We start from the raw sequence: 21,490 nt of genomic DNA on the forward strand, positions 1-21,490 counted from the left end.
GCCGCAGGAGACGTTGCAGAGAGGTTCGATCCCGCTTTCCACGACCGCGTCAGCGCGGCCTGTTGCCGCGATGGTCGTGACCGCCGAAACTGCGTAATCCGACCTCGCCTGTGACCCCACGCCGGAGATTCGACGAATGCCGCGACGGCCGACCCTCGAATTCTGGTACGAGTTCTCTTCCACATATTCCTATCTCGCGGCCATGCGGATCGACGGGATGGCGGATGCTGCCGGGGTCGCCGTGCGTTGGCGCCCGTTCCTCCTCGGCCCGATTTTCGCCAGCCAGGGCTGGAACTCCTCGCCGTTCAACCTCTTCCCGGCCAAGGGACGGCACATGTGGCGGGACGTGGAGCGGGAGGTGGCGCGACAAGGCCTCCCTCCGCTCAAACGTGTCGACCCATTCCCACAGAACAGCCTGAGCGCGACGCGTGCTGCCACCTATGGCATGGATCACGACTGGCTCGTTCCGTTCTCGAAAGCCGTCTACGAAACCCAGTTCTCCCTCGGGCATTCCATCGCCGAGCCTCAGGCCGTGGCCGGGATTCTCGACCGGCTCGGTCTCGATGGTACGGTGATTCTCAAGGCCGCCGCCTCGGAGGGTAACAAGGGGCGACTGCGCGTCAACGGGGAGGAGGCGCGCTCGCGCGGCATCTTCGGCGCCCCGACATTCCTGACCGGCGACGGCGAGCTGTTCTGGGGCAACGACCGGCTGGAGCAGGCGCTCGCCTGGGCGACGGGGGATCGGCCGGGGGCGATGCGGTAGTCGCATCTGTCCCCGGCGCCGCTACGGCCGGGGTGCATAAAGGCCAGGAGGTGGCGTCCTGCTAGCGGGATGCAGCCGCGTGCCTTGCCAGGCCGCGACTGCGCTCCTCTGGTCTGAACCGGTCCTTATGCAGCTGCCTGCGAGGCTGTCCTGACCTTCTGCGTGGCCTCGTCGACCTCTTCAGTGGAGCGCGCGATTTCACTGAGGCTTCCGGTGATGAGGGAAACGCCGTTGGAAGCGGTCTGCATGCTCGCCGACATCTCGCGGGTGACGGCGCTCTGCTCCTCCACCGCCGCCGAGATCGCGCTCGCGACCTCGTTCAGGGTCATGATCGTATTCTGGATCGAGGAGATCGCCCCCACCGCGTCACCGGTGGCCTGCTGGGTCGACGCGATCTGTGCGCTGATCTGTTCGGTGGCCTTCGAGGTCTGGGCGGCCAGCGCCTTCACTTCGGTGGCGACCACGGCAAAGCCCCGCCCGGCTTCACCGGCCCGTGCCGCCTCGATCGTGGCGTTGAGGGCGAGAAGATTGGTCTGTGCCGCGATGCCCTGGATCAGGGCGACGACCTCGCCGATCCGGGTCGCCGCACCGGAGAGGCCGGCGATGATGGTGCTGGTTTCCTGAGCCTGCCTGACCGCCTGACTGGAAATCTCCGACGCGTGAGAGACCTGCATGCTGATCTCGGACACTGATGCCGCCAATTCCTCCGCGCCGGACGCCACGGTCTGGATGTCGGCGGAGACCTGGGTCGAAGCCTGAGCGGCCTGACCGGCCTGCTGCGACGCGCCCGAGGCGGCTCCGGCTATGGCGTTGAGGTCGGTGGCGATGGCGATCTGGAGGTCGGCGCGGCGATTGCGCTCCAGCACCTGACGCGTGACGTCGATGCAGAATTTGACGACTTTCAGCGGTCGGCCATCGCGGTCGAGGATCGGGTTGTAGGTACCCTGGATGAAGACCTCGCGACCGCCTTTGGCTATGCGTCGGTACTCGTCCGACTGATACTCTCCGCGGCCGAGGTCGTCCCAGAAGCGCTTGTATGCGGCGCTGGCGCGCAGCGCGGGATCGACGAACAGGCTGTGGTGCTTGCCCCGGATCTCGGACAGGTCGTAGCCCATCACGTCGAGGAAGTTCCGGTTGGCGGTGAGGATGGTGCCGTCGAGGGCGAACTCGATCACCGCCTGCGAGCGGTGGATGGCCCTGATCTGGCCTTCATTGTTGATCGATTGCATCACCCGCTCGGTGATGTCGGAGGAGAACTTGACGATCTTGGCGGTTTTCCCGTCGCGGCCGAGGATGGGATTGTAGGTGGCCTGGAGCCAGATCTCGCGCCCGCCCTTGCCGATGCGCTTGAACTCGCCAGACTGAAAAGTACCGGCAACCAGCGCGTTCCAGAAGGCGCGGTAATCCTGGCTTTCCCGGTACGCCGGATCAACAAACAGGCTGTGGTGCTTGCCCAGGATTTCCGACAGTTCGTAGCCGATGGCGGCTAGAAAGTTTTCGTTGGCGGTCAGTACCTTGCCATCGGCATCAAATTCGATGACCGCCTGCGAGCGATCCAATGCTTCGATCTTTGATCGCAGATCGGTGTTCGTGAAGAAATTCATCACCGGATTTGACGCGTAAGGGTTAGGGGGATCGCCGCGCTCGACCCTGAAACCTCGGATACATTGGCTTCTCTATCCGCTAAGTTAACGAAATCATCATCGGGTCGAGAAAATTGGAAATTGTCCATCGAGACAACGCCATGAGAAACGATAAACATAGGTTGTATCTAAACTGCATCCCATTCGATTGCCGAATATTTTTTTTGCAAACCCGAAAAGAGATTTGCCGAAACCAGCCGATAAATCTGTCATGTCCGTTTATAAGTATATGTTGAATGAGCTTATCGTCTGAATACGTCGCAATTCTTCAAGTCGACCGGAGGGCGATATGACGTGGTAGGTAGCGGGACATGGAACGATATCTCGCCGACGGGCCGATTGTTTCCTGCGGGCCAACCGCCGGATCGGGGACCGGCAGACTGGATGCGATCACCAACCGGGATTAGAAGGCGCGACCTGCGGCGCCCCATGATCGGAAACCGCGCACATTCGAGGCCGGGTTCCCATGACCATCGACCGTCGATCTTTCCTGACCGGATCCGTGAGCCTGGCGTTCCTTGTCGCCTCCTCCGGCGCGAGCGATGCCCAGGGCTACGGCCAGACCTTCAAGGTCGATAACGACGACGGCCGACCGATCGCGAACACGCGGTTGCCGGGCGAGATCGTCGGGGAAATCCCCGCGCTGAAAGGCGTGACATACGTAGGGGCCCGTGAGGCGGAAATCACGCTCTACGAATTCTTCGACTGCAATTGCCCGTATTGTCGGAAAGCGGCGGCCGACATGGTGTCGCTCGCCGCGAGCGACACGGCCTTGCGAATCGGGCTCGTCAACAATCCGATTCTCTCGCCGCAATCGGCTCAAGCGGCGAAGGTCGCATTGGCGATCCAGCGCAAGCTGGGTTCGGCCGCGGCCTGGACGCTCTACCAGAGGCTTCTCGCCAAGCCGGGCAAGATCGACGGTACCGGCGCGCTGCAGATTGCCGCCACCCTGGGCGTACCCGCCTCCGAGGTGGAGACGATCGCCGACAGCGACGAGGTGCGTCTGGCGCTCAAGGCACAGATGCGGATGGCCGCCGATCTCGGCCTCGTGGCGACGCCCTCCTACGTCCTGGGCAATACCGGTCTTCTCGGACATCCCGGAGCGAAGTCCCTCGCGCGGATGATCGGCGCGATGCGCCGATGCGATCAGATCGCCTGCTGACGGCCCTTGTCGATGGTCCCGGCCGATGCCCTTCATCCGGCGCCTCACCTTCGCCATCGTTCGCGCGGATTGAGGACGACCGCACGACCGTGCTCCGCACAAGCTTATGCAGAGCCGTCTTCGTCTTGCGCCTCCCCAACACGCATGCTAGGCCCTCGCCGCGCCGGGAGGACGGGTTTCAGACCTGTATTCCGAGGCGGTTCCCACTCCTGACGGTTTCAGAGCCGATGCCTTGATGGGCGTCACGGGCCGAGACCCCGGGCCGGATTAAAAAGAGAGAGTGGCGCGTGGCGCAGACCAGTTCCGAGGCGGGTTCCCCGGTTGCAGGCGTAGCAGGTCGCTATGCCTCCGCACTGTTCGAGCTGGCCCGCGACGAGCGCCAGATCGATGCGGTGGCGGCAAGCCTTCAGCAGTTCGACGGCCTCCTGAAAGAGAGTGCCGACTTGACGCGCCTCGTGCGCAGCCCGGTCTTCACCGGCGAGCAGCAGGAAGCCGCCATCGGCGCCATCCTCGACAAGGCCGGGATCACCGGCCTCGGCGCCAACTTCATCCGCCTCGCAGCCGCAAACCGCCGTTTGTTCGTGCTGCCGGACATGATCCGCTGCTTCAACCGGCTCGTGGCCGCCTCGAAGGGCATCGTCAGGGCCGAAGTCACGGTCGCCGAGCGTCCCTCCGACACCGTCCTCGAAGAGATCAAGGCCTCTTTGCGCGATGTGGCCCGGTCCGAGATCGATCTCGACCTGCGGGTGGATCCGGCCCTGATCGGCGGTCTCATCGTCAAGATCGGCAGCCGGATGGTGGATGCGTCCCTGCGGACCAAGCTCAACGGTATTCGACTCGCGATGCGGGAAGCCTGAGGTCGGCGCCCCGGCGCACGACCGCTCCCGTTTTCTCCACAGCAACTTCGTTCCGAATTTAAAGAGGCCAGACGATGGACATCCGCGCTGCCGAGATCTCCGCGATCCTGAAAGAACAGATCAAGAATTTCGGCCAGGACGCCGAAGTCACCGAGGTAGGCCAGGTGCTCTCCGTCGGTGACGGCATCGCCCGCGCCTACGGCCTCGACAGCGTCCAGGCCGGCGAGATGGTCGAGTTCGAGTCGGGCGTGCGCGGCATGGCCCTCAACCTCGAGCAGGACAACGTCGGCATCGTGATCTTCGGGTCCGATCGCGACATCAAGGAAGGCCAGACCGTCAAGCGTACCGGCGCCATCGTGGACGTTCCGGTGGGCAAGGCGCTCCTCGGCCGCGTCGTAGACGCGCTCGGCAACCCCATCGACGGCAAGGGACCCATCGCCACCACCGAGCGTCGCCGCGTCGACGTCAAGGCCCCGGGCATCATTCCGCGCAAATCGGTGCATGAGCCGATGGCCACGGGCCTCAAGGCCATCGACGCCCTGATCCCCGTCGGCCGCGGCCAGCGCGAGCTCATCATCGGCGATCGCCAGACCGGCAAGACCGCCATCGCGCTGGATACCATCCTCAACCAGAAGCCGGCCCATGCGGGCACCGACGAGAACGCCAAGCTCTACTGCGTCTACGTCGCCATCGGTCAGAAGCGCTCCACCGTCGCCCAGTTCGTGAAGTCCCTCGAGGACAACGGCGCGCTCGAATACTCCATCGTCATCGCCGCCACCGCCTCCGACGCCGCGCCGATGCAGTTCATCGCCCCGTTCGCCGGCTGCGCCATGGGCGAGTATTTCCGCGACAACGGCATGCACGCCGTGATCGTGTACGACGATCTCTCCAAGCAGGCCGTGGCCTACCGCCAGATGTCGCTGCTGCTGCGCCGCCCGCCGGGCCGCGAGGCCTATCCCGGCGACGTGTTCTACCTTCACTCGCGCCTGCTCGAGCGCGCCGCCAAGATGGGCGACGCCGCCGGCAATGGCTCGCTGACCGCGCTTCCGGTCATCGAGACCCAGGCCAACGACGTCTCGGCCTACATCCCCACCAACGTGATCTCGATCACCGACGGCCAGATCTTCCTCGAGACCGACCTGTTCTACCAGGGCATCCGCCCGGCGGTGAACGTCGGCCTTTCGGTCTCCCGCGTGGGCTCCTCCGCCCAGACGAAGGCGATGAAGAAGGTCGCCGGCAAGATCAAGGGCGAGCTCGCCCAGTACCGCGAGATGGCCGCATTCGCACAGTTCGGCTCGGATCTCGACGCCTCGACCCAGAAGCTCCTGAACCGTGGCTCGCGCTTGACCGAACTCCTGAAGCAGCCGCAATTCTCGCCGCTGAAGATGGAAGAGCAGGTCGCGGTCATCTACGCTGGCGTGAACGGCTACCTCGACAGCCTCCCGGTCTCGAAGGTCCGTCCCTTCGAGGACGCTCTGCTCTCGACCCTGCGCACCAAGCATGCCGACCTGCTCGGCAAGATCCGCGACTCGAAGGACCTGTCCGACGACAGCGCCAAGACGCTGAAGGGCGTCGTCGAGAGCGTCGCCAAGTCGCTGGCCTAACCACCTCGCGGGCCGAACAAGGCTCTTCCCCTCTCCCTCGCGGGGAGGGGCAGGGGTGGGGGTGGCGCCGGACATGGCGCGACCTTTTCGGCACCACCCCCACCTCCGGCTTCTCCCCACAAGGGGGGGAGAGGCGCCCACGTCGAACGGCACGGATCTGGAAGACACCCATGGCGAGTTTGAAGGATCTGCGTAACCGCATCGCTTCGGTGAAGGGCACGCAGAAGATCACCAAGGCGATGCAGATGGTCGCCGCCGCCAAGTTGCGGCGCGCCCAGAATGCGGCGGAGAACGCACGCCCCTATGCCGAGAAGATGTCCCAGGTGCTCGGCAACCTCGCCGCGAACCTCATCGGTGGCGTCCAGGGACCGAAGCTTCTCTCCGGCACCGGCTCGGACAAGGTGCACCTCCTCGTGGTCTGCACGGCCGATCGCGGCCTCTGCGGCGGTTTCAACTCGTCGATCGTGCGTCTGGCCCGCGAGCACATCCGTGTGCTCAAGGCCGAGGGCAAGACGGTCAAGATCATCACCGTCGGCAAGAAGGGCTACGACCTGATGCGTCGTCAGTTCCGCGACGAAATCATCGAGAACCGGGATCTGCGCGGCAACAAGCCGGTGGACTACAACTTCGCCGCCGAAATCGCCGACAGCATCATCGCCCGTTTCGACGCCGGTGAGTTCGATGTGGCGACGCTGTTCTACTCGCGCTTCCGCTCGGTCATCGCCCAGGTGCCGACCGCCCAGAAGCTCATTCCCGCCGAGCTCCCCGAGGCCGGCGAGACCGTTCCCGATGCAGCCCTCGAATTCGAGCCGAGCGAGGAGGCGATCCTCGACACGCTCCTGCCGCGCAACCTCACCGTCCAGGTGTTCCGCGCGCTCCTCGAGAACGCCGCCTCCGAACAGGGTGCACGCACGGGTGCCATGGATTCCGCAACGCGTAACGCGGGCGAGATGATCAAGAAGCAGACGCAGATCTACAACCGTACGCGTCAGGCCATGATCACCAAGGAACTGATCGAAATCATCTCGGGTGCCGAAGCGCTCTAAGCGCTCCCCGTCGCCCTGACCGCAACATATTCGAAGGACCCGTAACATGGCGAACACCGCTCTCCCCGGCGCCGGCTCCAACAAGGTCGGCAAGATCACCCAGGTCATCGGCCCCGTGGTCGACGTTCACTTCGACGGCCACCTGCCCGAGATCCTGAACGCCCTCGAAACCAAGAACAACGGCAATCGACTCGTCCTCGAAGTCGCCATGCAGCTCGGCGAGAGCACCGTGCGCTGCGTCGCCATGGACACCTCGGAAGGCCTCGTGCGCGGCCAGGAAGTCACCGACACCGGCGAGGCCATCAAGGTCCCGGTCGGCTTCAACACCCTCGGACGCATCATGAACGTCATCGGTGAGCCGATCGACGAGGCCGGCCCGATCGTGTCGGAGACCCTCCGCGCCATCCACCAGCCCGCTCCGTCCTACGCCGAGCAGTCCACCGAGTCGCAGATCCTCGTCACCGGCATCAAGGTGGTGGATCTCCTCGCCCCCTACGCCAAGGGCGGCAAGATCGGCCTGTTCGGCGGCGCCGGCGTCGGTAAGACCGTGCTGATCATGGAGCTTATCAACAACATCGCCAAGGTGCACTCGGGATATTCGGTGTTCGCCGGCGTCGGTGAGCGCACCCGCGAGGGCAACGATCTCTACCACGAGATGATCGAGTCCAAGGTCAACATGGACCCGAAGGAGAACAACGGTTCCGCCGAAGGCTCCAAGTGCGCCCTCGTCTACGGCCAGATGAACGAGTCCCCCGGTGCCCGCTCGCGCGTGGCGCTCACCGGCCTGACCATCGCGGAAGACTTCCGCGACCAGGGCCAGGACGTGCTGTTCTTCGTGGACAACATCTTCCGCTTCACCCAGGCCGGTTCGGAAGTGTCCGCGCTTCTCGGCCGTATCCCCTCGGCCGTGGGCTACCAGCCGACGCTGGCCACCGACATGGGCGCCCTGCAGGAGCGCATCACCACCACCACCAAGGGTTCGATCACCTCGGTGCAGGCCATCTACGTGCCGGCCGACGATCTGACCGATCCGGCGCCCGCCGCCTCGTTCGCCCACCTGGACGCCACGACGGTGCTCTCGCGCTCCATCGCCGAGAAGGGCATCTACCCGGCTGTGGATCCGCTGGACTCGACCTCGCGCATGCTCAACCCCGCGGTGCTGGGCGAAGAGCACTACGATGTCGCCCGCCGCGTCCAGCAGACCCTGCAGCGCTACAAGGCCCTGCAGGACATCATCGCGATCCTGGGCATGGACGAGCTCTCGGAAGAGGACAAGCTCACCGTCGCCCGCGCCCGCAAGATCGAGCGCTTCTTCTCGCAGCCCTTCTCGGTGGCCGAGATCTTCACCGGCTCGCCCGGCATCCAGGTGCCGCTGGCCGACACGATCAAGGGCTTCAAGGGCCTCGTGAACGGTGATTACGACGACCTGCCCGAGGCGGCGTTCTACATGGTCGGCACGATCGAGGACGCCAAGGAAAAGGCGAAGAAGATCGCCGCGGCCGCCTGATCTTGAACGCCAGGATCGGTCTCCTCCTCGTCGGCCTCGTGGTCGGCGGTCTGGCCGGGTATCTCACCCGGCCCCAGGCCGCCGAGATCAGGATCGGCGATTTCAGCCTCGAGGTTCAGGGTGACAAGCCGGCCGGCACGTCCGGAGGTACCCTGACCACCGGCCAGATGCAGCATATCGGCATCTTCGCCGTCATCGGTGCGGCGCTGGGCCTCGGGATCGGCTTCGTCGCCGGTCGCGGCAGGGCCTGACCCCTTCCACGGCGCACGGCCCCGGGCCGCGCGCCGTCTCTTAGAAGCCAACACATCCGAACCGGGATCTCCCACGCTATGGCCACTTTCCAGTTCGATTTCGTCGGCCCCGAGCGGACGGTCTATTCCGGTCAGATCGAGGCCGTGCAGCTCCCCGGCGTCGAGGGCGAGATGACCGTGCTGCCGGGCCATGCTCCGGTGCTCACCGCCCTCAAGGTCGGTGTCATCGTCATCAACGAGGCCGGCCATGCCGGCAAGCGCGTGCTGGTGCGCGGCGGTTTCGCCGATATCGGACCGACCATGGTCACGGTCATCGCCGAGCGTGCCAACCCGTTCGAGGAGATCACGCCCGATTCCCTCGACAAGGATATCGCCGCCCTCGAACTGCAGCGCGATGCCACCGAGGATTTTGCCAAGAAGGACGAAATCACCGGGCAGATCGTTCAGCTTCAGGACGCCAAGGTCGCCCTCAACTTCTGAGTTCCCCGCCGCGCTCAGGCTTTCGAGCGGGCGATGGTGACGGCGTGATCGAGGAGGAGCGCGCGCTCCTCCTGCCCGGACTGGCATCCCCGTTTCAACCAAAGGGAACGGCCGGCAGCCAGACCCTGACCGACAGAGCGGCCCGGCGGGATCCCAGCTGCGACGAGGTCGCTTCCGCTCAAGGGAAAGACGGGTACAGATCGGTTGCCGTCGATAAATTGCTGCAAGACCGAGCGGGCCTCCGGGTCGATCAGCTTCTTGTAGTGGTCATCCAGTACGGCAATGGCCAGCCCCAAGCTTTCCAGGTCCTGTGTCGCGACAAGCCGGACGACATCGGTAGCCGCAATGACCGGCAGACGTTCAATCGCCCGTCTCGCCGCCGCATATGCCTGAAGGCAGGCATGCTCCTCGTTCGATAATCGTAGGGCCCATCTCAGTCGTTCGGCATCGGCGTTGGAATCGACGGCCAGGGTGGCGAGCCGTGCGACAGGTTCGAGTGGTGAGGCGTCATTGGCGCTCGCCGACAGGGCTCGTTCCAGACGATCGAGATATCCTTCCGTTCCGATGATGCGCGACAGAAGGCCGGCCTTCCGCATCTCAAGGACGGCTGCGATGACGCCGGGCGCGTCCAGGAGCTTCAGCAGTTCCGAACGGACCCGTTCGCGCGATAGGCCGTCGAGCGCCGTCCCCGCATCGGTCGCTGCCCGCAAACCGTCCTTGTCGGGTGCTCCGATGCCGTAGCGGGCATGGAAGCGGAAGAAGCGCAGGATTCGCAAGGCATCCTCGCGGATGCGTGTCGCCGCATCGCCGATGAAGCGCACGCGGCCCCCATGAAGATCCGCTTCACCTCCCGTCGTGTCGTGGAGTACGCCGTCCCGGCTCAGGGACAGGGCATTGATGGTGAAGTCGCGGCGCTCCGCATCGCGGGCGAAATCGCGTCCAAACCTCACCACCGCATGCCTCCCGTCGGTCTCGACATCCTCCCGCAGGGTCGTCACCTCGAACGCCCGTCCGTCGGCCAGGATCGTCACCGTCCCATGCTCGATTCCGGTGGGGATCGCCTTCAAGGAGGCGGCCGTCGCCCGCCGCATCACATCCTGGGGAAGCAGGGTGGTGGCAAGATCGATATCGGCGCCGACTTGTCCGAGCAGGGCATCGCGGACGGAGCCCCCGACGATCCGGGTTTCCTCCCCGTCCCCTTTCAGCACGGAGAGCACATGTGAGACGGCGGGATCCGCGAGAAGCGTATCGAGCCCGTCCCGCCGCAGAGCACGGATCGTCATTGGAAATGGCCAGGAACGACCTGACCGTTCTCGATCCGCGGCGGAACGTAGCCACCGCGATGCGCTTCGCCGGTCAATCCGACGATGACCAGGGACAGGATCACCAGAACGAGCCCTCCCATGGTCAGGCGGAACACGGACCCTTCCCAATGGGCGCCATGACGCGGATTGCGGCCTCTGATCGCGAGATAGAGTCCGAAGAGCACGAAGGGCAGCAGGAAGATGAGGAATTCTTCGGAGAGGCGACGGATCATGGGGCTTTCGGGGGGCGAGGGAAGGCCGTCATGTCACGGAAACAGGCGTTCGTGGAGATTGTTCACGATCCCAGCCGTCACACCCCAGATCATGCGCTCACCGAAGGGAATCGCGTAGTAGCGGCGCGGTCGGTCCTGCCAGAGCCCGACGCCGAGGCGCCGATAAGCCGGGTCCATCAGACGAACCAGCGGGACTTCGAATACGTCCGCCACTTCCGCCGGATCGAGAGCGAGCGGGATGTCTCCGGTGCAGAGCCCCACCACCGGCATCACGAGGAAGCCCGTGGCCGAAAGATAGGGGTCGAGATAGCCGAGGATACGGATGTCGTCGGGTCGAAGGCCGACTTCTTCGCGGGCTTCGCGAAGTGCGGCGTCCACCGGGCTCCTGTCGAAGGGTTCGATCTTGCCGCCGGGAAAGGCGATCTGGCCGGAATGGTCGCGCAGGTGCGAGGCCCTGACCGTAAAGAGCACGGAGAGTTCCGCGTCTCTGACGATCACGGGGACCAGCACTGCCGCCGGCCGGTGTGGCTTGCCCGGAGGCTGCGCGATGCCGACGGGATCGAGGTCGTGGTCGCCGCGCGGGTTCGAGATCGGGTCGTCGGCTTTGGGCGGAGTCGCGGAGAGGCCCCGTTCGGCTCTGACGAGCAGATCAGACACCGCGTCGACACTCATGCGCCTTCGCAGCGCGCCACGGTGTGAAAGCTGCCGCCGCCGGCGATGCCGAACCACGAGACGCCATCGATCAGGCGTTCCTCTCCAAGCGCCAGAAGGTCGTAGGTCGTGGCGCGGGTGAGCAGTGCCCAGAGGCCGCGGCGCACATGGACATAAGGGCGTAAGCCCCCGTCATCCCCCTCTTCGAACCGGAGGGAATGGTCGGCGTCGACGGTGACGAGATCGTCGACATTGGTGCGGAACGCGATGCGCCGGTCCTCGCCTTCCCCCTCCGCCGCCATTTCCACCGCAGCGAACGGTGCATCGTCCACGACGATGCCCACGCTCTCCACCGGTGTGACCAGGACGATACGGCCATCGGGCTCCCGCCGAAGGATGGAGGAGAACAGCTTCACCAGGGCCGGGCGGCGGATCGGCGAGCCGTTGTGGAACCATGTTCCGTCCGCGGCGATCCGCATGTCGATTTCGCCGCAATAGGGCGGGCTCCAGCGTTCCACCGGCGGCAACCCGCGTTGGGGTATCCCATCGAGCGCTAGGCTTAGCCGGGCGAGAGCCGGGTCCGGTGTCTGTTGTTCCAACTGAGTCATGGTGTCAGGAAATAGCGCGTTTCCGTTATTTTGAAACGGCCCCCTGTTTGGGAATCGATGCCGAAGCGGTGTCGCCGTTCAACGCTTCGTTGCGCTGCATTCTGCTTCGGCGCGGTTGCGTAAACATGCGAATACGAACGATTTCAATCAAACGCTTAGCGATTTGTGCGATGCAACAATATTCGTTGGAAAAATAGCGCAACAGGATTTGCTCTTGCCCCGGAAGTTTGGCACTCAGAGCAGGCATCCCAGGGAGGGAATGCCTAAAACGCATCAAGCGCCTCGTCCCACGGCCAGCCAGCCGAGCTTCGTCATCACGATAACAACGCAAGGACGGTAGAATGACCGCATTGTTGCTTATCATCCTGGGCGGTCTGTGTGCCGTCGCCTACGGGATCATCACGATCAACGACGTGATGAAACGCGACGCCGGCACCCAGCGGATGCAGGAGATCGCCGGAGCGATCGCGGAAGGGGCGCAGGCCTATCTGCGCCGGCAATACGCCACCATCGGCATCGTCGGCGTGGTCCTGTTCGTGGCGCTCGCCTATTTCCTCGGGCTCAAGGTCGCCATCGGCTTCCTCATGGGCGCGGTGCTCTCGGGAGCGGCCGGTTTCATCGGCATGAACGTGTCGGTTCGGGCCAACGTCCGCACGGCGCAGGCGGCCTCGACCTCCCTCGGCGCGGGGCTCGACGTCGCGTTCAAATCCGGCGCCGTCACCGGCATGTTCGTGGCCGGTCTCGCCCTCCTGGGGGTCGCGCTCTACTACACGTTCCTCACCCGTGTATCCGGCCTCGCGCCCGCCAGCCGCGAGGTCATCGATGCCCTGGTGGCCCTCGGCTTCGGGGCTTCGCTGATCTCAATCTTCGCGCGTCTCGGCGGCGGCATCTTCACCAAGGGCGCCGATGTGGGCGGCGATCTCGTCGGCAAGGTCGAGGCCGGGATTCCGGAGGACGATCCGCGCAACCCCGCCACCATCGCCGACAACGTGGGCGACAATGTCGGCGACTGCGCCGGCATGGCGGCCGATCTGTTCGAGACCTACGCGGTGACCGTCGTCGCCACCATGGTGCTCGCAGCCATCTTTTTCGCCGGCCAGACCGATGTCGGTGGTCGCAACGTGCTGGAGGCGATGCTTCTCTACCCGCTCGCCATCGGCTCGGCCTGCATCCTCACCTCCATCGCCGGCACCTACGCCGTGCGCCTTGGGGCCAACCAGTCGATCATGGGGGCGCTCTACAAAGGCCTCGTCACCGCCGGCGCCCTCTCCATCGTCGCCATCGCCCTGGTCAATTTTGCCCTGTTCGGTGGCTTCGCCACGGAGTTCAAGACCAATGCCGGCGTGACCTTCACCTCTGGCGGTCTGTTCGGCTGCGCCGTGATCGGCCTCGTCATCACCGCGCTCATCGTGGTGATCACCGAATACTATACCGGTACCAACTTCCGCCCGGTGAAGTCGATCGCCGACGCCTCCGTCACTGGCCACGGTACCAACGTGATCCAGGGCCTGGCGGTCTCGCTCGAATCGACGGCCCTTCCGGCCCTCGTCATCGTGGCGGGCATCATCTCCACCTACTCCCTGGCGGGCCTGTTCGGCATCGCCATCGCCGTCTCCGCCATGCTGGCGCTTGCCGGTTTCATCGTCGCTCTCGACGCGTTCGGCCCCGTCACCGACAATGCCGGCGGGATCGCCGAAATGGCCGGCCTGCCGCCGGAGGTCCGCAAGTCCACCGATGCCCTCGATGCCGTCGGCAACACCACGAAGGCCGTCACCAAGGGCTACGCAATCGGTTCGGCCGGCCTCGGTGCCCTGGTGCTGTTTGCCGCCTATACCAGCGATCTGGACTACTTCATCGCCCATGCGAGCCCGACGCAGTACCGCTTCTTCCAGGGCGTCACCGTCGATTTCTCTCTGTCGAACCCCTACGTCGTCGTCGGTCTGCTTCTCGGCGGCCTGATCCCGTTCCTGTTCGGCGGCATGGCGATGACGGCGGTGGGCCGCGCCGCCGGTGCCGTAGTCGAGGAGGTGCGTCGGCAGTTCCGCGAAAAGCCCGGCATCATGGCGGGCACGGACCGTCCGGATTACGGGCGGGCCGTCGACATGCTCACCCGCGCGGCGATCAAGGAGATGATCCTCCCCTCGCTTCTGCCGGTTCTGTCGCCCATCGTGCTGTTCTTCGCGATCCAGGCCATCGCCGGCAAGAGCCAGGCCTTCGCGACGGTGGGCGCCTCGCTCCTCGGCGTCATTCTGACCGGCCTCTACGTGGCGATTTCGATGACGTCCGGCGGCGGCGCGTGGGACAACGCCAAGAAGTACATCGAGGACGGGCACCACGGCGGCAAGGGCTCCGACGCGCACAAGGCGGCGGTGACCGGCGATACCGTCGGCGACCCCTACAAGGACACGGCGGGTCCCGCCGTGAACCCCGCGATCAAGATCACGAACATCATCGCCCTGCTGCTGCTCGCGGTCCTCGCCCATCTGTGATGATGGCCGATCGAAAGATGTGCGTTTACCCCCCGGAGTTCCGCCATCAATCAACTTAGAGTATGGCGAGGCGGTCCCAGCAGGGGCCGCCTCGCTGAGTTGAAGCGCCGGGTTTCGGCATCGGAGGCCGAGCTTCGGCTGCGGCTGGCTCCGCGTCTCGCTGGGAGTCGTCGGGGGACTGTTGCCAGGATGGATCCGAGTTTTCCGCCCGTCCGAGGGCCGCGAAGCCTCCGCCGACCATCGCCATCACCCAACTCGCCGACGAACTGGGCACGCCGGATAGGATATCCTCGGCCTGTCCAGGCGAGCCGGACTACGACGGGCCCGAGCACGTCCGGACGACAGCCAAAGCCGCCAATGATGCGGGCGCCACCCGCAACACCGACGTTGACGATAACCGGAACTCATGCAGGCGATCGGCCGCAAGTTCCGGCACGAAGCCAAGCTGTAAGCGGATGTATGAACGTGGTATCCGTGGACGATGGCCGTTCGTGAAACCATCACCGTCTCCGGCGCGCCCGAACCGCATGGCTTCCTCGGAGAGCGCGTGCATTCCGGGCGCTGCGGAAGCGTAAGCGGGGAGGTGAGGGCGGCCCTTCGGATGCTGGAGCAGAGCGAACCGGACGTCCCGCTCGACAAGAAGTCCCGTTTCCTCGCCGCCGACCTCAAGGCCCGCTGACACCATGCGGTACGCTTCCCGCTTCCCGGTCGGCGGCGGAGCCATGGGCGATGCCATCCGTTCGCACGATTGGTCGTCGACGCCCCTCGGGCCGATTGACGGATGGCCGGCGGCGCTCCGCATCAGCTTGAGCAACATGCTGAACTCCCCCGAGAGCATGTACCTCGTCTGGGGACCGGCGCTGACGCTCCTGTTCAACGATGCCTACCGTCCGATCCTCGGGCCACGCCTCGACGAGGCGCTTGGCCGGCCGCTTCCCGTGGTCTGGCCGGATGCCTGGGGCGCCGTCCGGCCGGCGGTGGAGCGGGCCTTTGCCGGTAAGGCGGGTCGTTTCGTCGACGACCCCATCGCCATGGCTCGGCACGGAACCGAGGAGGCCACATGGTGGTCGTATTCCTTCTCGCCCATTTTCGACGGACCCGACGTGTCGGGCATCCTCTGCCTCACGACGGAGACCAGCGATCGGGTTCTCGCGAGGAAGCGAAGCGCGTTCCTCCTCGAAATCATCGATGCCCTGCGCGGCTGCGATGCATCCGAGGCACTCATCGAAGCCGGATGCGAGCGACTCGGACTTCACCTGGGGGCGGACCGATGCGGGTTCGCCGAGTACGATTCCGAAGGCGGCGGGTTTCAGACGGTCGGAGCCTGGACGGACGGCGACGGGAGTGTCCATGGCGTCACGGAGCCGGGACTTCTGGCCAAGGAGGCATTGCGCGCCGGTCGATGCGTACGCATCGACGCTCCCCCGCACCGCCGGGGCGATACGGACAGAGCGACCCTATGCGTGCCGGTCATGGCGGAAAGCGGCCTTGCCGCCGCCGTCCTCATCGAGCGAGCCCCGTCCGGACGCTGGACCGACGAGGAGGACTCCCTCGTCCGCGACGTGTCCGGCAGAATCTTCGCGTCCTATCGCCGGTTACGGGCGCAGGAGGCGCTTTCAGCAAGGCACGGGGATCTCGAGGCCGCCCTGACGGCCACGCGCGAAAGCCAGGCCCGCCTGTCGATGGCCGTCGGCATCGCCCGCCTCGGCATCTTCGAATGGGACACCGTTACCGGTGCGGTGGAGATGGACGGCAGAAGCCGCGAGATCTTCGGTCTCGCGGCGGAGGGGCCGGTCCACCAGGACCAGGTCTTCTCCCGGTTGGAGAAGGTCGATGTCGAACGAGCCCACGCACTGACCGAGGCGGCGGGGGTCGATGGTGCCGAGGTCGTCGCCGATTATCGCGTCACCCGGCCCGACGGTACGACGCGGACGATCCTGAGCTCCAGCGAACCCCTCCACGACGACGGCGGCCACCTGAGAATGATCGGCGTCTTCCACGACGTCACGATGCTGAGGCAGGCCGAGACCGACTTGCGCAATCTCAATGCGGACCTGGAGCGCCAGGTCATCGAGCGCACCCAGGCCCGAGGGCGGACCTGGACGCTCACCCCGGACCTGATGTGCGCCCTGGACCGGCGCGGTCGTTTCGTGACCTCCAACCCCGCCTGGAAGTCCATGCTGGGATGGACCGAGGACGAGGTCGCCCGGATGCCCATCTGGGAGTTCCTGCATCCTGACGACGTCGAGCGAACCCGTGCGGGCCTCGAAAGGACGATGGACGGACAGCCCGCCGTGGGCGAGGCCAACCGTTACCGCTGCAAGGACGGCTCCTATCGTTGGATCTCGTGGATCGGCGTGACCGAGGACGGGCTCGTCTACTGCACCGGGCGCGACGTCACGGTCGAGAAGGAACGGGAGGCGGCGCTTGCCGCCCGGACGGCGGAGCGCGACCTGCTCGCCACCATCGTCGAATCGGACGCGGCGCCGATCTGCGCCTTCGACCATGATTTCCGCCTCATCGCCTTCAACCAGGCGCACAGCGACGAATTCCACCGAATCTTCGGCTATCGGGTGAAGCTCGGGGATGTCTTCCCGGACCTGTTCACGGACGACCAGTCGCCCATCATGCGGGCACTGATGGCGCGGGCGTTGGCCGGGGAGGTGTTCTCCGTCGTCGAGGAGTTCGGCGACCCGAGCATCGTCAAGCCGTACTGGGAGGTCTCGTACACCCCCCTGAGGGACGAGGCCGGACAGATTTTCGGTGCGTTCCACCACGCCCACGACATCACAGAGCGGGTGCGCGCCGCGGCCGAACTCGACAGGGCCCAGGACGCTCTGCGGCAGGCCCAGAAGATGGAAGCCGTCGGCCAGCTCACGGGCGGGGTCGCCCACGACTTCAACAATCTGCTCACCGTGATCATGTCGTCGACCGACCTCCTGAAGCGGCCGAACCTCTCCGAGGAGCGGCGCCAGCGATATATCGGCGCGATCTCCGACACGGTGACGCGGGCAGCGAAGCTGACCGGTCAGCTCCTCGCGTTCGCGCGGCGGCAGGCGCTCAAGCCCGAGGTCTTCGACGCCGCCCGCAGCGTCGAGACCATCGAGGAAATGGTCGGTACCCTGACGGGGTCGCGCATCCGTACCGTGACGCGGCTGCCGGCCGAGGCCTGTTTCATCGACGCCGATCCGAGCCAGTTCGAGACCGCCATCGTCAACATGGCCGTGAACGCCCGCGACGCGATGGACGGTGAGGGGAAGCTGACCATCTCCGTCCGGACCGTCGTCGCGATCCCCGCCGACCGGGTTCATGCGAGGGTCGGCGGTTCTTTCGTCGCCATCTCGATCTCCGACACCGGCACCGGCATCGACGCGGGCATCCTCGACAGGATCTTCGAGCCCTTCTTCACGACCAAGGAGGTGGGGCACGGCACCGGCCTCGGCCTGTCCCAGGTCATCGGCTTTGCCAAGCAGTCCGGCGGCGAGGTCCGTGTGGCGAGCGTCATCGGCGAGGGGACGACCTTCACGCTGTATCTGCCCCGTGCCACCGAGGAGGCCGCGCCCATGGTCGATGACGCAGACCCGGACCCCCTGATGGACGGACATGGCACCCGAGTGCTCCTCGTCGAGGACAATCGGGACGTCGGCACTTTCGCCAGCCAGACGCTGCATGACCTCGGCTACGAGACCGTCTGGGCCATGGATGCACGGCAGGCGCTCGCCGAGCTTGGCAAGGCCCCCGACCGCTTCGACGTGGTCTTCTCCGACGTGGTCATGCCCGGCATGGATGGGGTCGAACTGGCGCGGGAGATCGGCTTGCGGCACGGAGGCCTACCGGTGGTCCTCGCCTCCGGCTACAGCCACGTCCTGTCACAGAACGGGACGAACGGCCTCGACCTGCTGCACAAGCCGTACTCGGTCGAACAGCTTTCTCGCATCCTTCGGAAAGTGACGACGCGACGGCGCCAAATCAGGGACGCGGCACGGTAGGCGGTACCGGAAACGCTGATGCCCAGGGATTGCAAACCGAAGTGCGGTCCGTCTGTCAGATACCCATACGAGCGACGCGCCTTCTCGAAGCATCGGTCGTCCGCATGGTGGAAGACGACGGTCTCGTACGCCTGAATGCCGTGGACATGCTGGAGGATGCGGCCTTCACGGCGACTGCGGCCCGTCATGCCGACGGAGGCCTGGAACGGCCTGCATCTGCGACCCGACACCCGCGAGCTGTTCACCGACGTCGACATGCCGGGAGCCATGTGCGGCGAGACCCTCGCCGAGCGGGTCAACGAGACATGCCTCTTTCGCCGACCCGGATGCCCGGCCTGATCGTAGGAGCGCCGGCCGGGAGAGCCGGATGAGAGGGCGTCGTACAGGAGGTTATGCAGGCCCCCGTAGTCTGTGCGGATCATCGATGATCCAGGCGTGCAGCGGTGTTTGCCGCCCCGTCACCCCCAAGGTTCTCGAAGCGGAACGTTGGGTCGGCTATTGTCTGAAGATCGTAGTCGCGCCATCGCCTGGGCCATCGTTCCGACATCCCGCATCGAACCGATGCGCCAGACCGCCGCGTGCGGCGCCGCACAAGCGACATCGCACTGCACTCTCGGTCCCCCTGACGGTCTCTCGTCAGCGCCATAACTACCCACCTCGAAGGCGCGCCCGAAACGGTCGTGCCTCTGTTGTCGTAGTCTGACGAGAGATCTTCATGCCCTCACTGAACGATCCGATCCGCATCGGCGCGATCGACGCCAAGAACCGCATCTTCATGGCGCCTCTCACCCGTGGCCGCGCGACCCGGGAGCATGTCCCGACATCGATCATGATCGAATATTATACCCAGCGCGCCGGTGCGGGCGTGATCCTCACGGAAGCGACGGGCATCAGCCAGGAAGGCCTCGGCTGGCCCTTCGCGCCGGGCATCTGGTCGGACGAGCAGGTGGAAGCCTGGAAGCCGGTGGTGAAGGCGGTCCATGACGCCGGTGGCAGGATCGTATGCCAGCTCTGGCATATGGGGCGTGTGGTGCATCCGAGCTTCAACGGCGGCAAGGCGCCGATCTCGTCATCCGCCACCACGGCGCCCGATGAGGCCCACACCTACGAGGGCAAGCAGCCCTATGCCGAAGCCCGCGCCCTGCCGATCGACGAGATACCGCGCCTCCTGGCGGATTATGACCGCGCCGCACGTAATGCCATCGCCGCCGGATTTGACGGCGTGCAGATCCATGCGGCGAATGGCTACCTCATCGACCAATTCCTGCGCGACAACACCAATCATCGCGACGACCGCTACGGCGGCTCCATCGAGAACCGCATCCGCCTGCTGACGGAGGTCACGCAGACCGTGGCCGACGCCATCGGGAAGGACCGCACCGGAGTGCGCCTGTCGCCGAATGGCCAGATCCAGGGCGTGGACGATTCGAATCCGGACGCCCTGTTCGGGGCGGCGGCCGCGGCGCTCGGCAAGATCGGCATCGCCTTCCTCGAACTGCGCGAACCCGGCCCGAACGGCACCTTTGGCAAGCCGAACCACCCGCCGGTGGCGCCTGTGATGAGAAAGGCCTTCGATGGGCCGCTGATCCTCAACTCGGATTATGACCCCTCCGCCGCCGAGGCCACCCTGGCCGAGGGCAGGGCCGACGCCATCGCCTTCGGTCGCCCCTTTATCGCCAATCCCGATCTGGTCGAGCGGATCGCGACGCGTGCTCCTCTCCAGAAGGATGTGCAGGCGACGTGGTACAGTCAGGGTCCGGAGGGCTATATCGACTACCCGACGCTCACGGAGCCCAAAGCGGCCTGATCCGATAGGGGTATGGGTGCAGTTGCCCGATACCGCTTCGCTTGCAGAAAAATCGGCGCGAAGGAGATAAACCATCCTTCGGGCCGACGTCTTTCGTCGGTCCTTCCCCTGATTGAGTGGAACGGCCGCGTGGATCAATGGACACGTCGACGGTGTTGGGAACGGAGCCGTTTTTCGGGCGCATCGGCGCTCTCGGATGCCGAAGCGATGGTCCAGAGCCGGCGCCGTGACCGCGGACCTCTCAGGCGGGTGCGGGGACGGTCTTTCCCGTGTGGGGTGCCTGCGTGATGGGTAGACCCTACGCTGTCGTCGTCTTCGACTTCGACGGAACGCTCGCCGATACGTTTCCTTGGTTCTGCAGCGTCATCAACGGTGTTGCCCGTCGCTACCGGTTCCGCCAGATCGACCCCGCCGAGATCGAGGCGCTGCGCGGGCTGTCCGCCCGCGCCCTCATTCGCGAACTCGGCGTGCCTGCTTGGAAACTGCCCTTCATCACACGGCACATGCACCGCCTCGCGGCCCGCGATATCCATGCGATCGAGCTGTTTCCCGACATCCGCCACATGCTTCGCAAACTCGATGAGGCGGGAATCACGCTCGCAATCGTGAGTTCGAACAGCGAGGCCAATATCCGCCAGGTACTCGGACCCTGTGCCGCTCGCGTCCGCCACTATGCCTGCGGCGCATCGATGTTCGGCAAGGCCAAGCGCCTGAGGGCTGTCATGCGAAAGGCCGGCTTGAACGGCGGCGTCATCTATGTTGGCGACGAACTGCGCGACCAGGAAGCAGCCGAGGCGGCCGGTTGCGATTTCGCAGCCGTATCATGGGGATATACGCGACGCGATGTGTTGGCCGCCAATCAACCTGACGCTCTGTTCGAGCATCCTGGCGATGTTCTGGACGCGACCTGCCCGGCGGAACTCTAGGAACCTTGGCCTGCGGCATCGATATTGTATGGCCTCCCATCGTGAAGAGGGAGGTCGGGCTGAATGCCGTGCCCAGGACCGACGCGGTGCGCAAACCTCCGATACCATCTGCGGCAACGGGACGACGCGATGTCAGTTCAACGTTCTTCCGACGCATCGGATCACGGCGT

20 protein-coding genes are annotated in these 21,490 nt (G+C 65.3%); 14 read left to right on the top strand and 6 right to left on the bottom strand.

Features of this window, described 5'->3' with window-relative positions; translation table 11 throughout:
- Positions 1-136: 136 nt before the first annotated feature.
- Positions 137-763 carry a 2-hydroxychromene-2-carboxylate isomerase gene (locus MKK51_RS09250; RefSeq protein WP_243976566.1) on the top strand — a complete coding sequence of 209 codons (627 nt, stop codon included), beginning with the start codon at positions 137-139 and terminating at the stop codon, positions 761-763.
- Between the two features lie 125 nt (positions 764-888).
- Here the strand turns inward: MKK51_RS09250 and MKK51_RS09255 are convergent, their stop codons facing one another.
- Positions 889-2,367: a PAS domain S-box protein gene (locus tag MKK51_RS09255; RefSeq protein WP_243976568.1), complete on the bottom strand. Its 1,479-nt coding sequence runs from the start codon at positions 2,365-2,367 to the stop codon at positions 889-891.
- A 505-nt stretch (positions 2,368-2,872) separates the two neighbouring features.
- Here MKK51_RS09255 and MKK51_RS09260 point away from each other — a divergent pair.
- From MKK51_RS09260 to atpC, 7 genes are all read left to right on the top strand, one after another.
- Entirely contained in the window at positions 2,873-3,568 is a 696-nt protein-coding gene (locus MKK51_RS09260; protein WP_243976570.1) for a DsbA family protein, read from the top strand.
- Between the two features lie 287 nt (positions 3,569-3,855).
- On the top strand, positions 3,856-4,425 hold the full coding sequence (locus tag MKK51_RS09265) for a F0F1 ATP synthase subunit delta (protein ID WP_243976572.1): 570 nt from the start codon (positions 3,856-3,858) through the stop codon (positions 4,423-4,425).
- A 74-nt stretch (positions 4,426-4,499) separates the two neighbouring features.
- Positions 4,500-6,029, top strand: a complete 1,530-nt coding sequence (gene atpA / locus MKK51_RS09270) for a F0F1 ATP synthase subunit alpha (RefSeq protein ID WP_027172267.1) — start codon at positions 4,500-4,502, stop codon at positions 6,027-6,029.
- Between the two features lie 170 nt (positions 6,030-6,199).
- A complete protein-coding gene (locus MKK51_RS09275) occupies positions 6,200-7,075 on the top strand; it encodes a F0F1 ATP synthase subunit gamma (protein ID WP_243976574.1) in 876 nt (291 codons plus the stop codon).
- A gap of 46 nt (positions 7,076-7,121) precedes the next feature.
- Complete coding sequence (atpD, locus tag MKK51_RS09280) at positions 7,122-8,582, top strand: F0F1 ATP synthase subunit beta (protein ID WP_027172269.1); 1,461 nt, start codon at positions 7,122-7,124, stop codon at positions 8,580-8,582.
- A 2-nt stretch (positions 8,583-8,584) separates the two neighbouring features.
- The gene (locus tag MKK51_RS09285) at positions 8,585-8,833 is read left to right on the top strand and encodes a hypothetical protein (RefSeq protein WP_243976577.1); all 249 of its coding nucleotides are present in this window, start codon (positions 8,585-8,587) and stop codon (positions 8,831-8,833) included.
- A gap of 78 nt (positions 8,834-8,911) precedes the next feature.
- Positions 8,912-9,313 (top strand): ATP synthase F1 subunit epsilon, encoded by a 402-nt coding sequence (atpC, locus tag MKK51_RS09290; RefSeq protein ID WP_056257347.1) that lies wholly within the window; start codon positions 8,912-8,914, stop codon positions 9,311-9,313.
- A 14-nt stretch (positions 9,314-9,327) separates the two neighbouring features.
- Here the strand turns inward: atpC and MKK51_RS09295 are convergent, their stop codons facing one another.
- Genes MKK51_RS09295 through MKK51_RS09315 form a run of 5 tightly spaced genes read right to left on the bottom strand, consistent with a single transcriptional unit; the run spans position 9,328 to position 12,356 of the window.
- Entirely contained in the window at positions 9,328-10,596 is a 1,269-nt protein-coding gene (locus tag MKK51_RS09295; RefSeq protein ID WP_243976579.1) for a CCA tRNA nucleotidyltransferase, read from the bottom strand.
- The gene (locus tag MKK51_RS09300; RefSeq protein WP_243976582.1) at positions 10,593-10,850 is read right to left on the bottom strand and encodes a DUF6111 family protein; all 258 of its coding nucleotides are present in this window, start codon (positions 10,848-10,850) and stop codon (positions 10,593-10,595) included. Before MKK51_RS09300 ends, MKK51_RS09295 begins: the two co-directional genes overlap by 4 nt.
- A 33-nt stretch (positions 10,851-10,883) precedes the next feature.
- A complete protein-coding gene (locus MKK51_RS09305; protein ID WP_243976584.1) occupies positions 10,884-11,522 on the bottom strand; it encodes a CoA pyrophosphatase in 639 nt (212 codons plus the stop codon).
- On the bottom strand, positions 11,519-12,109 hold the full coding sequence (locus MKK51_RS09310; protein WP_243976586.1) for a DUF1285 domain-containing protein: 591 nt from the start codon (positions 12,107-12,109) through the stop codon (positions 11,519-11,521). Before MKK51_RS09310 ends, MKK51_RS09305 begins: the two co-directional genes overlap by 4 nt.
- Positions 12,110-12,134: 25 nt before the next feature.
- Positions 12,135-12,356, bottom strand: coding sequence for a hypothetical protein (locus MKK51_RS09315; protein ID WP_243976588.1), 222 nt, complete (start codon positions 12,354-12,356; stop codon positions 12,135-12,137).
- A 94-nt stretch (positions 12,357-12,450) separates the two neighbouring features.
- On the opposite strand from MKK51_RS09315, the gene MKK51_RS09320 reads away from it, so the two are divergent.
- From MKK51_RS09320 to MKK51_RS09345, 6 genes are all read left to right on the top strand, one after another.
- Positions 12,451-14,598, top strand: a complete 2,148-nt coding sequence (locus MKK51_RS09320; protein WP_243976590.1) for a sodium-translocating pyrophosphatase — start codon at positions 12,451-12,453, stop codon at positions 14,596-14,598.
- 481 nt (positions 14,599-15,079) lie between these two features.
- A complete protein-coding gene (locus tag MKK51_RS09325; protein ID WP_243976592.1) occupies positions 15,080-15,277 on the top strand; it encodes a type II toxin-antitoxin system ParD family antitoxin in 198 nt (65 codons plus the stop codon).
- 4 nt (positions 15,278-15,281) lie between these two features.
- Positions 15,282-18,587, top strand: coding sequence for a PAS domain S-box protein (locus MKK51_RS09330; protein WP_243976594.1), 3,306 nt, complete (start codon positions 15,282-15,284; stop codon positions 18,585-18,587).
- 186 nt (positions 18,588-18,773) lie between these two features.
- On the top strand, positions 18,774-18,926 hold the full coding sequence (locus MKK51_RS09335) for a hypothetical protein (protein WP_243976596.1): 153 nt from the start codon (positions 18,774-18,776) through the stop codon (positions 18,924-18,926).
- Between the two features lie 376 nt (positions 18,927-19,302).
- Positions 19,303-20,394, top strand: coding sequence for an alkene reductase (locus MKK51_RS09340; protein ID WP_243976598.1), 1,092 nt, complete (start codon positions 19,303-19,305; stop codon positions 20,392-20,394).
- Between the two features lie 287 nt (positions 20,395-20,681).
- Positions 20,682-21,320, top strand: coding sequence for an HAD hydrolase-like protein (locus tag MKK51_RS09345; RefSeq protein ID WP_243976600.1), 639 nt, complete (start codon positions 20,682-20,684; stop codon positions 21,318-21,320).
- Positions 21,321-21,490: the final 170 nt, after the last annotated feature.

Source organism: Methylobacterium sp. E-045 (assembly GCF_022829685.1).
In the GTDB taxonomy this organism is placed as follows: Bacteria; Pseudomonadota; Alphaproteobacteria; order Rhizobiales; family Beijerinckiaceae; genus Methylobacterium.